Origin of the sequence: Alteromonas sp. C1M14, from assembly GCF_018860965.1 — a bacterium.
Taxonomy (GTDB): domain Bacteria; phylum Pseudomonadota; class Gammaproteobacteria; order Enterobacterales; family Alteromonadaceae; genus Alteromonas.
Map to the genome: position 1 here is coordinate 197,355 of NZ_JAHKQF010000018.1, position 14,520 is coordinate 211,874.

Annotated in this window: 12 protein-coding genes; 6 read left to right on the forward strand and 6 right to left on the reverse strand. The window is 47.4% G+C overall.

Translation table 11 applies throughout. The features are described from left to right. Nucleotides 1-3 precede the first annotated feature (3 nt). Both KO501_RS17345 and KO501_RS17350 read right to left on the reverse strand, forming a co-directional pair. Complete coding sequence (locus tag KO501_RS17345; RefSeq protein ID WP_216030950.1) at nt 4-576, reverse strand: class GN sortase; 573 nt, start codon at nt 574-576, stop codon at nt 4-6. After that, nucleotides 566-2,665: a marine proteobacterial sortase target protein gene (locus tag KO501_RS17350; protein WP_216030951.1), complete on the reverse strand. Its 2,100-nt coding sequence runs from the start codon at nt 2,663-2,665 to the stop codon at nt 566-568. Before KO501_RS17350 ends, KO501_RS17345 begins: the two co-directional genes overlap by 11 nt. Nucleotides 2,666-2,936: 271 nt before the next feature. Between KO501_RS17350 and KO501_RS17355 the strand changes: the two genes are divergently transcribed. Together KO501_RS17355 and KO501_RS17360 are read left to right on the forward strand one after the other, a co-directional pair. Further along, the gene (locus KO501_RS17355; protein WP_216030952.1) at nt 2,937-3,335 is read left to right on the forward strand and encodes a YbaN family protein; all 399 of its coding nucleotides are present in this window, start codon (nt 2,937-2,939) and stop codon (nt 3,333-3,335) included. Nucleotides 3,336-3,347: 12 nt separating this feature from the next. Continuing rightward, on the forward strand, nt 3,348-3,965 hold the full coding sequence (locus tag KO501_RS17360; protein ID WP_216030953.1) for a DNA-J related domain-containing protein: 618 nt from the start codon (nt 3,348-3,350) through the stop codon (nt 3,963-3,965). 7 nt (nt 3,966-3,972) lie between these two features. Here KO501_RS17360 and KO501_RS17365 read toward each other — a convergent pair whose 3' ends face one another. After that, a complete protein-coding gene (locus KO501_RS17365) occupies nt 3,973-4,587 on the reverse strand; it encodes a TetR family transcriptional regulator (RefSeq protein ID WP_216030954.1) in 615 nt (204 codons plus the stop codon). Between the two features lie 110 nt (nt 4,588-4,697). Between KO501_RS17365 and KO501_RS17370 the strand changes: the two genes are divergently transcribed. The 4 genes from KO501_RS17370 to KO501_RS17385 all read left to right on the forward strand — a co-directional run bounded on the left by KO501_RS17370 (nt 4,698) and on the right by KO501_RS17385 (nt 10,701). After that, nucleotides 4,698-5,834, forward strand: coding sequence for an efflux RND transporter periplasmic adaptor subunit (locus KO501_RS17370; RefSeq protein ID WP_216030955.1), 1,137 nt, complete (start codon nt 4,698-4,700; stop codon nt 5,832-5,834). 36 nt (nt 5,835-5,870) lie between these two features. Next, on the forward strand, nt 5,871-8,978 hold the full coding sequence (locus KO501_RS17375; RefSeq protein ID WP_216030956.1) for an efflux RND transporter permease subunit: 3,108 nt from the start codon (nt 5,871-5,873) through the stop codon (nt 8,976-8,978). Nucleotides 8,979-9,371: 393 nt separating this feature from the next. Then, nucleotides 9,372-10,079 (forward strand): cyclic nucleotide-binding domain-containing protein, encoded by a 708-nt coding sequence (locus KO501_RS17380; RefSeq protein ID WP_216030957.1) that lies wholly within the window; start codon nt 9,372-9,374, stop codon nt 10,077-10,079. 322 nt (nt 10,080-10,401) lie between these two features. Further along, nucleotides 10,402-10,701 carry a cytochrome c gene (locus KO501_RS17385; protein ID WP_216030958.1) on the forward strand — a complete coding sequence of 100 codons (300 nt, stop codon included), beginning with the start codon at nt 10,402-10,404 and terminating at the stop codon, nt 10,699-10,701. Nucleotides 10,702-10,843: 142 nt separating this feature from the next. Here KO501_RS17385 and KO501_RS17390 read toward each other — a convergent pair whose 3' ends face one another. The 3 genes from KO501_RS17390 to KO501_RS17400 are packed head-to-tail and all read right to left on the reverse strand — an operon-like array spanning nt 10,844 to nt 14,461. Then, nucleotides 10,844-12,064 carry a serine hydrolase gene (locus KO501_RS17390; protein ID WP_216030959.1) on the reverse strand — a complete coding sequence of 407 codons (1,221 nt, stop codon included), beginning with the start codon at nt 12,062-12,064 and terminating at the stop codon, nt 10,844-10,846. Nucleotides 12,065-12,069: 5 nt separating this feature from the next. Continuing rightward, nucleotides 12,070-13,245, reverse strand: a complete 1,176-nt coding sequence (locus KO501_RS17395) for a hypothetical protein (RefSeq protein WP_216030960.1) — start codon at nt 13,243-13,245, stop codon at nt 12,070-12,072. Between the two features lie 16 nt (nt 13,246-13,261). Further along, nucleotides 13,262-14,461, reverse strand: a complete 1,200-nt coding sequence (locus KO501_RS17400; protein ID WP_216030961.1) for a serine hydrolase — start codon at nt 14,459-14,461, stop codon at nt 13,262-13,264. Between the last annotated feature and the right edge of the window lie 59 nt (nt 14,462-14,520).

Consider the following 14,520-nt stretch of genomic DNA (forward strand, 5'->3'; position numbering starts at 1 on the left):
GGGCTAGCTGCTGTCTGTCAACAAGTCCGCTATCACCACAAAACGGTGAGAAGGGTTTGGCGATAAACTGTTAAAGGGATAGCAGGTAATAAGGTGAATTTCATTGTGTTGTTCACTATACCCCCAGGATGCGCCGCGGGCATCTACCACCAGGGTTTCACGCACGGCAAAGCGTTGTTCGCTGCCATCAGCGGCTTGTACTAGGATGATGTCACCGATTGCCATGTCGCCAAGAAATTGAAAGTGGGTGTCGCGGTGGGCACTGTATATTTGTGTGCCGCTTTGCCCTGGCAAGGCTGTGCCATCGGCATGGCCGGGGCCAAAGGCCAGACTGCTGCCACTAGCACCGGCGAGGGCGTAAAGGGAGCGAGCCTGTCGGGGAAAGGTCAGTGCCGCCACCGGCCAGGTATCGGCCCAAGGCCAAGGCTTAACCGATGTTCCCTGAATTAACGTCTGCTGCCACGAGGAGGCGATTAAATATTGAGCCAACACCGCTTTGCCATTGATCCATGCCGCATTTCCCCAGCCTGCTAATAAACCTAACAGACAAATTAGACTGAGTCGTTTACGCCCCATGTTTGCTGCTGCGTCGGGTAAAAAGCTGCAACATCACCAGACTGCCTAAAAACAATGTACCAAGGTAAAAACTCAACGGGGCGTTGGTGGCGGTTTGTGGAAAGGCCATTAAGCGTTGTTGCCCCGCTGGCAGTTGGTTTGGCGTTGGAGAAGTGACGAGATCGTGGTTAGGATCGCGCACTATGGGTTTATCAATAGCGACAAAGGCGGTGAAGCGGGACAGTAAATGATGGGCCAGGGCCACATCAATAATGGTGCTTTTGGCTTCCTCATCAGAAATAGTGCCCCACCGTGCTGAGGCTTCTACGGCCTCAATTTTTTGTCTGGCCCACAAGCTGGCAATGCCTTTGGTTTCTTTGACTTGATAGGTACTTACCGTTTTCGACCATTGCTCACTGGCGGTGTCGCCTTCGACATGTAAGTCGGTGACAGGGCGTGAGGTTTTGGTAAACACCACGAGGGGCTCACCAAGATAAAGATCCCCAGGAATTGGCGGATAAACATCGGCGGTAAACGGCCATTGCACCGATAGGTTCTTAGTCGTTGCATGATTAAGCTTGGTAAATAACCGTGCCATATTCTGCTGCACATCTTGCGGTTGGGCGATGTATTCGAAGGCACCGCGGCCTACTTTTGCGGCGTTAGACATAAAAAAGCTGTTAGGTGCCGAACCTATTCCCACGGTGAAAAGGCGGGCCTCACCAGCTTGTTCTTTAATCAGTTTGAATAAGGCGGCTTCGTTGCCTACCGCGCCATCGGTAATAAATACCACTTGTTGTAAGCGCGCTTTGTCCGCCGCTTGGGTAAAAGCTTCGGCTAGGGCGGGGTACATTTGCGTGCCGCCATCGGCGGTTAATCTTGCGACCCAATTTAAGGCGAGTTGGCGCCCGTGATCAGTCACTTGTTGAGGGTGGGCAAACAGCGCCTGATGGGTGTCGCTAAAGGCGATAATATTAAATCTGTCATGGCTATTCAGCTGGTTAATGGCAAACCGTAAACTCGCTTTTGCTTGCACCATGGAGGTACCTTGCATTGAGCCGGAGGTGTCAATAATAAAGGTAATATCCCGAGGCAGGGAGTTGGCATATTGCGCTGACGGTGGAAGCATCATTAACATACTGTAATTATTGCCGTTTTCGGTTTGTCCGAAAAGCGCAGCGCGGGGTTGGTGAGAGGGCGTGGGTTGCCATTGCAACACAAAATCACGGTCCATTTCACTACGACCCTCTTTCAATGAAATGTAATAGGCGTGGTGCTTTTTGTGGGTAACAACCTTGTGATACAGGGCATCTACCGACACTAAAGGCAAACCACTTTCTAAGGTGATTGAAAGTGATAAGGGGTTTGTTAGCGAGTTGGCCTGGGTGTAGAAAGGGGGCGAGATGGCCATTGCGTCGGGCACTTCATCGGTGGGCATCGCCCAACCAAAGGGGTCGAGGGTCGCCGTGGATGCATCACCGGATACAGAAGTAGGTAATGGCGCACCAGGAATATAACGAGGTGTTAGGGTGGTGGGTAAGCGCCATTCAAAAACACCTTGATGGTACCGAGCTTGATGTAAAAATCGTATTTGTACGGTGACCGATTGGTGAGGCGGAATATTTGCCACCCGTTGGGTAAACAAGTTAGCCCGTTGCTGAAGGGTGAGGGCGGCCCGCTTTCCCGCCTGTCGTGCTTCTGTATACAGTCGTTTGGCTTCTACTTTTTCTTGTATCTCTCCTACGATACGTCGCTCATCTACATGAATTTCCATGTGCTGAACGGCTGCATCTTCCGGCAAGGGAAAGGTATACACCCCTTCTACGTAGTGATCAGTGGGGTTTTCAAACGTTTGGGTATATTCCACCGTCGCAATCATGCCAGTAATGTGTACCTTAGCGTCTGTGGCAATATGAGTCGCGGCGGTCACGCTGGTATCCTGTTGCACCAATTTGAGGGAGCCTGCTGACTCAGTAGCACGGGCATGAAAAGCAAAACCCACAGACACTAACGCGACAATAAACAGCACTAGCCACATTCGCCAGGACCGCGACTTACGCTTGGGGTATTCTTCGATAATAAGATGTTTGGGTATGCGTTTAGGGTACATATGACGATTCCTTCCTGAAGTATCGTCTTATTTAAGCGTGAGAATCTGGCCGCCTTCTTAGTAATTAGTGGCAAGGTGATTTTCAATCGTGGCAAATTGTGGCACTTCATTTTTATATTCTGCCAGCCGACACCGAATAGCAGGTTTTATTGCGCTAAAACAGGTAATCGCCGATTGTGGTTTTTATAATGTTCTACAATGCATTAAGATGGAGGTCAGAATCTGCGGTAACGCCCCAAGTGAATAACAGTTAATGGCAATATCTTCCTAAATGAAAACAAGTCTTCTTGCTGCACCTTATCGCTGGTTATTGATGTTAGCGGCGTTTGCTTGTCTAGCTCTGGGGTTTATCGGAATATGGGTGCCAGGGTTGCCCACTACGGTGTTTGTATTATTAGCCGCATGGTTAGCGGCACGTAGTTCGCCGGCGCTGGCCCAATGGCTAGATAACCATCGAATAACAGGCCCGATGATCCATCACTGGCGAACCAGTCGTAGTGTGCCTAGGCAAGCGAAATATGCCGCGACGGCAGGGATGTCGTTGTCAGTGATTATTATGCTCATCACGAACATGAACCTTTGGATCATGGCTCCGTTAGTGGTATTTATGCTCGCGGTGCTGATTTGGCTGTGGCTGTTGCCAGAGCCTAGCGGGAATTCTGTAAAATGATGCTTGGTGATCATGGCGATAAACAATGATCAGACCCATTCTTTAGCGCAACTTCTTCATGCGTTAAGGCAGTTACAGCCTGTTTTTGTTGAAGGCATCAGCGAGTATGCCTTAATAACCCGTTTACAAGCCCCGCCTTATGCATTGTTTCATGCCGACGCCTTGCGGGATCCCCTTACCTTATTTCAATGTCATTTTATGTTGTTTCATGCCTTGCATCAGTTACAAGAAGAATGGTTTTCTGAGGGAAAGGGCGTGCTTCAGATTCATGCTATGGGCATAAAATTTGCGCCAATAACCGGTAATAAAAAGGGGCTGTCTACGGACGATCCGCTGCGTAAATACTACTTAAACTGGCAACATTTTTGTAATACCGAAGTCGACGATGTGACGCTGCTTATCGATGCCTTTTGGCAGCGCATGGGGCACGGTGGTGTGGCGTATTCTAGCGAAGACAAGCGCAAGGCACAGGTGTTGTTGGGATATGAAGACGCCAATACCATCACCCAGCAACAGTTAAAGAAACGGTATCGGCACCTGCAACATCGCTGTCACCCCGATAAAGGCGGCGAGAACAGCCATTCTGCACAGCTTGCGTGGGCTTACCAGGTGCTGTTGACCGTTACCTAAACCCGTACTAAGAGGGGGTCAAATTACTGAAAAAACTGCCTATTAGCTTAGGTGCTTTTTCTGTCAGGTTGAAACTGTCTGGCGCTTCGAGATATTCGATAAGAATTCCCCGTAGATAACAATTCACCGATAAGGTCAAAATGTCTGGATCTGTATTGGCCGGCAAATGCCCTGCTTCCATGGCTTTAACAAAATAAACAGAAAACGCCGCCATTTTTTCTTTTTTCGCTTTTATATGATTTTTTTTGCAACTTTCTAGTTCGCAACTGTAGTCACATTTTAATAAAAATAACGTTAGGGCCTTTCTTAAGTGTTCATTGTGATCGAGTTCAAGGAAAAGTTCCGTACATAGTTCCTGTAATTGACCGACGGGATTAGGGTGTTCGGCTTCCAAGCCTTCCATGATCCGGCTAATAAATGGAGTATGCAGGCTCTGATGGAGTGCATCAAAAATCTCCAGTTTATTTTTGAAGTGCCAATATACGGCACCTCTTGTCACTTCTGCCTTCCGGGCGATTTCTTCTAGTGATGCTTTGGCGACACCTCGTTGGGTAAATACCTCTACCGCAGCGTTTAAAATGGCCTGTTTGGTGAGTTCTGCGTCTTCTTTTGTTCGGCGCATTCGGTACCTCTGTGAATTGACAACATACATACAAGAACGTATCTTTAAACCGTATACGTTGATTCTCCAATTGTCCAGCCTAAAAGGCTGAATTAGGAAGCTTTAGAGATATGAGAAAACTGTTTTTAACCGCTGTTGCTGCTATATCGTTAGCGGGTGTCAGTGGCTGTTCAGATCAGAGTGAACAATCTGCGGCTAGCCAAGGTGCGGCACCTGCTCCTACAGTCTCAGTGCTGACGGTGGCAACACAGAATGTGAAACATACCGTTACTTTGCCCGGACGGGTCACTCCTATTCAGCAGTCACATGTTCGTCCTCAAGTTGAAGGCGTTTTAGTAAAGCGTCTGTTTGAAGAAGGGGCGCTTGTGGAACGTGGGCAGCAATTATTCCAAATTGACGATGCCCGTTATTCAGCCCAATTAGCCAGTGCTAAGGCCGATTTGAAAAGTGCTCAGGCCAACCTGAAAACCCTTGAAGCGAGAGCCGCGCGATACAAAGACCTGTTAAGCCGTAATGCGGTTAGCCAACAGGAATATGACGATGCATTGGCCGAGTCTGAGCAAGCGGAAGCGCAAATTAGCGTGGCACAAGCGGCGGTGGATCTGGCTCAAGTCGATTTAGACTACACCAAAGTGTATGCGCCTATTAGCGGGCAAATTGGCCGCAGTTTTGTCACCGTCGGCTCGCTGGTCACGGCCAGTCAAGAACAACAGTTAGCCACTATCACTCAGTTAGATCCTGTGTATGTAGACATGCAGCAGTCTGGCAAAGGCATGATCACCTTGCGCCGCGCCATGCAAGCTCAAGGTTTCTTGCCGGTTAGCGTGATGTTAGACGAAACATCCGGTGAAATGTATGACCATACTGGTCAGTTAAAATTCTCTGAAGTTACCGTAGATGAATCCACCGGCGCGGTGGCGTTGCGAGCTGAACTTCCCAACCCTGACTCACTGCTTATGCCGGGTATGTTCGTAAAAACCACCGTGTTGATGTCAGAATCGCCAGAAATTCTTGTGCCTCAGCGCGCCACCTCTCGTCAGCCCGACGGCTCGATTATTGTGATGACAGTGAATGCCCAAGATACGGTAGAAGCGACGCCGATCACCGTGAGCGGTAGCTATGAAGATAAATACATGGTGAGTAGTGGGTTAACCGACGGCAATAGAGTCATTGTTACCGGTTATCAAAAAGTTAAGCCTGGCAGCAAAGTGAATGCCACCCCGTGGCAATCCACAAGTGCGCAGTAACCGCATCCCACTCATTTAGGCAGGAACGAAAAGAATATGGCACGTTTTTTTATAGATCGCCCGGTCTTTGCCTGGGTATTGGCACTGATAACGATTATGGCGGGTATTCTGTCCATTCAGAGTCTTCCCATCGAGCAATATCCCAAAGTGGCGCCCCCTTCCGTTTCCATTAGCGCGTCTTATCCAGGTGCGTCTGCCGAAACCATTGAAAACACGGTTACGCAGATTATTGAGCAAAGCTTATCGGGGATCGACAACCTGCGTTATTTCACCGCCAGCAGTGAAAATGCGCGTATGACCATCACCCTGACCTTTGAACCCGGTACCGATCCAGATACCGCACAGGTACAAACCCAGAATAAAGTGCAAAGCGCGGTGTCGCTATTGCCTTCCCAAGTGCAACAGCAAGGGGTTACCGTAACGAAATCTAACGATACCTTTGCTGTGGTCGTGGGGTTCTATTCTGACGATGGTAGCCAGACTCAATTTGATTTAAGTGATTTATTGGTGTCTGAGTTTCAGGATCCAATTTCACGGGTTAATGGTGTAGGTAGTGTACGGGTGTTTGGTGCCCAGCGTTCTATGCGTATTTGGTTAGATCCAGACAAATTGTTTAGCTATAACCTGACACCGGTAGATGTTAGAAACGCGGTACAAACGCAAAACACCGATATATCTGCCGGACAATTAGGTGGCTTACCTGCCATCGAAGGACAGCAAATTAATGCCACTATTACCGCGCAGTCTATTTTGCGTACGGTGGATGACTTTGAGAATATTGTTCTGCGGGTAAATACCGACGGGTCACAGGTGCGGGTTAAAGACGTAGCCCGGGTAGAGTTAGGCTCAGAGAATTACAGTTACATTGCCCGCTATAAACGCCACCCCGCTTCGGGAATGGCAGTTTCACTGGCCACAGGGGCCAACGCGTTGGACACCATCGAGCGGGTAAAAGCGCGGGTGGATGAGCTGGCAGTGAACTTGCCGGAAGGTGTTACCGTGGTTTATCCGGTGGACAGCTCTCCTTTCATCAAACTGTCCATTGCATCGGTGGTGCAAACACTCATTGAAGCCATTGTGTTGGTATTCTTTGTTATGTTGCTGTTTTTACAAAACTGGCGCGCCACGCTGGTGCCGACAATCGCGGTTCCCGTGGTATTGATGGGTACGTTCGCGGTGCTTTATGCCTTTGGTTACAGTATTAACGTGCTAACCATGTTTGCCATGGTATTGGCTATCGGGTTACTGGTAGATGATGCCATCGTGGTGGTAGAGAACGTAGAACGTATCATGGAAGAAGAAGGGCTTTCAGCTAAGGAAGCGACCAAGAAATCCATGAGCCAGATCACCAGTGCACTGGTGGGGATAGCCGTGGTGTTATCGACCGTGTTCATACCCATGGCCTTTTTCAGTGGTTCGGCGGGGTCTATCTATCGACAGTTCTCTATTACCATTGTGTCTGCGATGACGTTCTCGGTATTAGTGGCCATTATTCTTTCTCCGTCCCTTTGTGCCACCTTGTTGCGCAAAAAAGATGTGATGAATAAACGGGAAACGGGTTTCTTTGGTTGGTTTAATCGTAATTTCAACAAAGGCCGAGATGGCTACGAGCGTGTGGCTACCGGCATGGCCAGCAAACTCAAACGCTTCCTTCTGATTTACCTTGTGTTAGTGGGTGGAATGATGCTTATTTTCACCCGTTTGGCAGGCTCGTTTTTACCCGATGAAGATCAGGGACGGATCATGGTGCTTGTGAATGCACCTCCGGGAGCCACCGCCGGTCGAACCCTTGAATCGATGAAGCAAGTAGAAGATTACTTTCTTGATGACAATGCTGAATCTGTCAAAGGCATGTTCACCATTGTGGGCTTTAGTTTCGCCGGTGCAGCGCAAAATGCCGGTATGGGCTTTGTGCACTTGATTGACTGGGAAGAACGGGGTGAATCCCAAAGCGCCTTTGCCATTATTCGTAAGGCCTATGGCGGGTTGTCACAAATTCAAGATGCCATGGCATTTCCTATCCTTCCGCCTTCAATTCGTGAATTAGGTAATGCCACCGGATTTGAATTCCAACTTGTCGACCGTGGTGGACAAGGTCATAAAGCCTTGATGGATGCTCGTAATCAGTTCTTAGGAATGGCGGCACAAGATCCGAAGTTGGTGGGCGTGCGACCCAATGGTTTATCTGACGTTCCGCAGTTTAAAATCAACATCGACAGCGAGAAAGCCTCGGCTTTAGGGTTAGCGCTTAGCGATATTAACAACACCTTAAGCATTGCTTGGGGCTCATCCTATGTGAATGATTTTATCGATTCGGGGCGTATTAAGCGGGTATACATGCAAGCCGATGCCAGTTATCGCATGTCGCCGGAAGACTTAGATAAATGGTATGTGCGCAATAGCGAAGGCGATATGGTAGCGTTCAGTGCGTTCTCTACCGTGGAATGGACCTATGGTTCACCGAAACTTGAGCGTTTTAATGGTATTTCTGCGCTGAAGATTCAAGGTAGTCCTGCCGCCGGAGTGTCATCTGGAGAAGCCATGGACGAAGTGCAAAAGCTTGTTGAGCAACTGCCTTCTGGGTTTGCGTTAGAGTGGTCTGGGTTATCCTATGAAGAGCAGGCCGCCGGTTCTCAAGCGCCCATGCTTTATGCGTTGTCTATTTTGGTGGTCTTCTTATGTTTGGCCGCTTTATACGAAAGCTGGTCTGTTCCCTTTGCGGTAATTTTGGTGGTGCCTCTTGGTATTCTCGGCTCTGTGATCGCGGCCTGGATATTTGGCTTACCAAACGATGTCTACTTACAGGTGGCCTTTTTAACCACAGTAGGTTTGGCTGCGAAGAATGCGATCCTGATTGTGGAGTTTGCCAAAGAGCAATACGATGAAGGAATGGATTTATTAGATGCGGTATCCGTGGCAGCCAAACAGCGTTTTAGGCCCATATTGATGACTTCCATGGCGTTTATTCTTGGGGTAACACCGTTGGCTATTTCTTCCGGTGCTGGCTCTGAAAGCCAAAACGCCATCGGGATTGCGGTGATGGGCGGCATGTTTGCAGCCACCTTCTTGGCTATATTCTTTGTGCCCATGTTCTATGTCATGGTGGTGAAGTGGTTTGGCGCTAAACGGCAAACCGACGAATAATCCCATTTCACTTTAATTGAATAAAAAGCCGCACTTATGTGCGGCTTTTTTTGTTGTCGCTTCTGTCCATTGGGGGGCTATTTATTCTCTTATTGCGCTACTCGTTTTATTGCAATGCCATAAGGCATTGGTGGATAGGACACGCTGGTGTTAATAGAATGTTTCTATGTATATTTCGCGTTAAAGTGGTGCACTTGCCCTTAAATGTATCAATGATATGGCATTAAAAATCCCTAAAAAGCGAAGCAATATTATAAGTATATGATATTTACGTAATTTATAGTTATTGTTTTTATGGTTTGATCTTTGCTAATCTAAACGTGAGCAAACTTTCTTCATCAGAATGTAAATCTCATAGGTTAAATAATTTAACAATTGAGTGAGGTGCAAATTATGTCTACCGTTTTTATGCCAATGCATATGCGTCCAACTGCTGGTCGGATCGCATATAACGATAGCATCCTCTTTAATGAGATGACGCCCAGTGAACTAGATCGTTTAGATACTTGCGCCATGGAAGTTAAATATGATGCTGGAGAATACCTGTTTAGGCAGAATGCAAAATCAGATAACGTGTTTAACGTGATAAGCGGTACCTTAGCGGTGGAAAGGATATCCAGCAATGGTCATAAACAAATCGTCTGTTTTTTGTTTCCCGGCGATTTTTTTGGGATAACCGACGCAGACCACTATGATGTCGTGGTACGTTGTTTAACAAAAACACAGCTTTATAAGTTTAGCCGTAAACGCTTGTATAGCTTGGCAGAGGTTACACCTCATCTTAAATCAAATATTCAGCAAATCAGTGCACGCATTTTTTCACGGGTGATGGATCAGCTTTTCATTCTAGGCCAGAAAAAAGCCCATGAGCGCTTATGTTTTCTGTTTGTGCAACTGTTAGAGCGAATGCCAGGCGCTCGGCCTGATCACATCGAGCTTTATATGTCTCGCCAAGATATCGCCGATTATTTAGGGCTGACCATCGAAACGATTAGTCGCTCGTTGGCAAAACTAAAAAAAGAAAACCTGATTGCTTTTCCTACCTTGAACCATTTGCAAATACTCGATTTGCAGCGGATCAGTGAAATGGCAGAGACATAATTCTTATACTGTTGCCTCTACTAATTGTCAGCAATCTGAAGCGTGTTGAATTTTGACCAAAATCAATGCGCATCCTTGTGCTTACACTAGGATCATTCATACGTATTGCTTTGATTAGCACTCAAAGGAATGCAACAGGTGAGTACACCAAGCCCGTTTACACGACGCCGCTTTATTCAGTCTAGTATTTGGCGCCCGCGCCCTGCTTGCCGGTGAGCATACCGCTCAATGGTCCTCAGGTATGGCAGAGGCATTAACCTCTGGTGAACGAACCGCAAATGAAATTTTAGGTAAGTTGTCGTAGTTTCACAGGAGCCTGACTATGTATAAAAAAGTGATTGCTGTTGCTGGTCTTGTACTATTTAGTACAACGTCCTCGGCGGCAGGTAGTGTGGAAGCAGGAAAAGCAAAATCTGCGGTGTGTGCCAGTTGTCATGGCGCGCAAGGGATCAGCATTGGTCCATTGTGGCCAAACTTGGCAGGGCAGAAAAAAGAATACCTCATAAAGCAACTAAATGATTTTAAAACTCAAAAGCGCTCAGACCCCATGATGTCTGCCATGGCGTTACCGTTAAGCGAACAAGATATGGCCGATTTAGCTGCCTATTATTCTTCCCTCTAAGGCATTCCAATTTGGTGTAATTTTCCCTTCGGTAATTGCACTCTTATTGTTTCTTTTATGGTTAACGCCAGTTTAAACAGTAAGCTAACCATTGAAAGTGTGTTGCCCCGTATTGCGGGGCAATTTCTAATACTAAGAGTGTTTAAATTTTATCGTCATCTTTTATCCCGCGAATAAGGGTATTGGGAATAAAGGCGTTATCCCATTCTTTGCCCGGTGCCCAACTGAAACCACCGGTGCGCACAATAACTAACTGTTTGGAGGGAATAATATAAATAACTTGGTTACCGCTACCGTCGAACATAAATAAGTCGTCGGCTAAATAGGGTTCACTGTGAAGTACACCAAAACCCGTTGGTGTGCCTACCTCTGACCAAGAACGTTTGGGCAGATAAGGTTTACCCAGCCAAATATGTAAGCCCATCGCAGGGTTGCTAGGTGAAGGCGCTAAATAGTCTTGCATCCAGTTATCTGGGAACAGAGCTTCACCGTTAACCTCACCGCTATTCAGTAAAAACAAGCCAATACGTAACCAACTTTCTGCGGGTAACAACAAACAGCAACCCGAATGGGCAAGGCCATCGGGACGGTTTAGCATGACTTCGCCACCCTGGGCGTGGATGGGTTGAATAAGCGCTTGGGAAAGGTACTCACCATAAGGTTGGCCGGTGGCTCGCTGGATAATAATGGCCAGCAAATCGGAAACCGCTTGGCTATAATCGTACTTAGTACCTGGCTTATTTACCAGTTCATAGCCATTGATAAGAACGTCTTCGGTATATCCTGCGATGTAAGAGCGGGTGAAATTACTAAAGGGGCTCATATCCAAGGTATAGTATTTCTCAAATCCCGCCGCCATATGCAGCATGTTGCGTAGGGTGATGGTGGCCTTTTCTGTGCCTTGCCACTCAGTGATGTACGTTGCCGCAGGCTCATCTAAGCCGGCAATATAGCCATCTTTGATGGCGCGAGCAATGACAATGCCCGCCACCATTTTGGCCATACTTTTACCTACGATGAGCGTATCGTCATTGGTATCGCCATAATACTGCTTTAGCTGCAACTGCCCGCGATGCCAAACCAGCAAAGAGGTGGTGTTTCGCTGGGCGGCAAAACTTTCTACTTGCTCTAATGCCGTCTGGCTAATGGTGCGGGCAGACGACTCGACCACAGGGTAGAAGTGGTGGTGATCGCCCTTAACCTGGAATTCTGACCCTTCCCAGCCTGATTGGGGCAACACCCCCTTGGACGTGGCAATTAAATAGTAGCGCTTCCAAAAGTAGGTATCCTGAAAATACAGGGTTACGGCAGTAAGCAGTGACAGAATGAGCAGGCTACCAAATACTTTAACGAGCATTTTCATTGTGATTACTCCGCAGATAAATATTCTAGATAATCAATAACCTGGTTACGGGTAGTCGAGTCCGATAAATCAGTTTGTTGATTCATTAGGTTGCCCGGTACCAGCTCCTGACCGTGGATAAGGTACTGATTTAGATTATCCCGTGACCAATAAAGACCGGATTGGCCAGCGGCTATCATGGCGTCCGAATAGCGACCATAGCCTTGTGCCGTGCCTGCTTGACGGTTAAATACACCGGCTAAGTTTGGCCCCAGCAAATGCTCCCCGTCTTTCTCTACGTTATGACATTGGGTACACCAATTGGCTTTGTCCTTTGCGGTTTTAAGCGCTTCTGGAGAGGGGAATATGGCGTCTTTGGTTCTTTGTGGGCTTAATGGTGCCGATGGCTCAACAATCACCGTTGCTTGGGGGGCACTACTATGCCAAGGGGGCACGACCTTAAAGGCAAAGTAAGGCAAATATAAAAAGAAGGTGATCAACAAGGTCAGCACCGGCCAGTATACCCATTTACGGGAATAGGCGTACGAGTAGAGTCCTAACGCAATGAAGTAGAATAAGGGGTGTAGTACATAGATGCCAAAGGCGGCAATAGGGTGCAACGAGGGCGGCTTAGGCAAATTAACCAGTAGATGCACTAAAATTAAAATGGCAACGGCAATGCCGGGTTTTACATACTTAGTGAGGTGCTTGTACAGGTAGACAAAGATGATACCCAGGAAAAGTCCCGCGGAAATATTCGACAGTGCTGAGTGCATATAGCCGGAGGTACTCCAGGAGACGTCAGCGAAAGCGGGTAAGTTAAATACGCCAAGAAATTTGGTGGGTTCGTCCTTAGACCAAGCTTGGGCTAGCCCATAAAACATGGTCCCAAATATACAGATAAAGAACAGGGAAACGCCGGTGGCGGCCACATTAGAAAACGCGCCTTTAAGGCGTTTTAAAAGAGAGCCGCTGCCGGGTTTAGCCAACCATAGAATGAAAATAAGCACGAGAAACACAAAAAGGGTGGCCCCTAGGCTTAAATGTTCATGATGAATGGCGTTGCGTTCTGCACTGCCGCGAATTAATCGCGGCGCGACCCCTGACCACCAAAATTGCCAGGAAAAAAGCACATAAAAAAGAACGGAAAAAAACAACTTTGCCTGTTCGAGAAATCCGTCGTTTTTGTTGTTATCAGTCATGGGTAATCCTTAAATATTATTCTTTATGATTCACGGCGCTAATTGTGGTGTTTAGCCGAGTAATAATGTGATTGGGAAGCAAGGCATCATCGAAGTCCATGGTGGTTTCTCCAACCCGCACGATAACCAGTTCTAATGACGGGATAATATACACACGCTGTCCGCCAAAACCGTCAAAATAAACTATGTCATCCACCACGTAAGGTGACGAATGGTAGGCGGTAAATGGGTTACTTTGGGAGTAAATTCGCTTGGTTGTAGGGGGGCTACCTAACCAGGTTAAATAGCCATAATTGGGGTTTAACGCTGAGGGGGTGGTGCTTTTGGCAATCCATTCTGCTGGCACCACTTGCTCGTCGCCAACCTTGCCTTTCTGAAGGATTAAAATACCCAGGCGTAACAGATCACGAGGCACTGCCATCATGCAACAATAGCCGTGGGGCACACCGTCTTCATTGTCTAACCATAAATAGCCAGGGGACTGGGCAACCCGAGACCATAGCTTGTCTTGCATGTATGTTTCGTAGGGTTGACCGGTGGCCGCTTCTAAAACCTCTAACAGTAATTGGGGGTTATTATTCAGGTATTCAAAGGTTTGGCCTGGGGCTTCTTTTTGCGGCAACGAGTGGGCTACCGATGTAATATCAGGATCATTAAGTAAACGTAAAAAATGTCGCTCTAAAAAGAACTTAGCAGGCTCTTTACCGAGCCCTGAGGACATTGTGAGTAGGTTTTCGATGGTGATGGTACCGTAGGGTTGATCAATCCATCGTCCGATGTACTTTTCTACCGGATCGTGAATGTCACTGATAGCGCCTTCATCTAAGGCGATACCCACTAATAAATTTAACACCGACTTATGTACCGACTGGGTTTGGGTGTAATTCTTAGGCCCATACGGTTGCCAGTAGTGCTCGCCGATCAATTTGCCTTTTTGCCAGACTAATAATGCACTGGAATGGGTTTTTTCTGCGTAGTTAAAGGCGTCAGGGAAGGTTGTTGCAATATTATCGTCAATGTCGTTAAGAGGGACAAAGTGAGTGGCAGGAGACATTTCAACTTTGGGTTCGTACCATTCTATGCTGCGAACTTGCTCTGAAGATAAACCGGTGAAGGTACGTTTCAGATAGGTAAAGTTAAATGCGACATAGATGCCGATTACCACAATGATAAAGGCCAATGCCAAACCGATAAACTTCATTATTTTGGCGAACATGATGTGTTCCTCTTATTGTTAGAGTAAAACAACAGCGAACAGCAGACTTAATTGATACA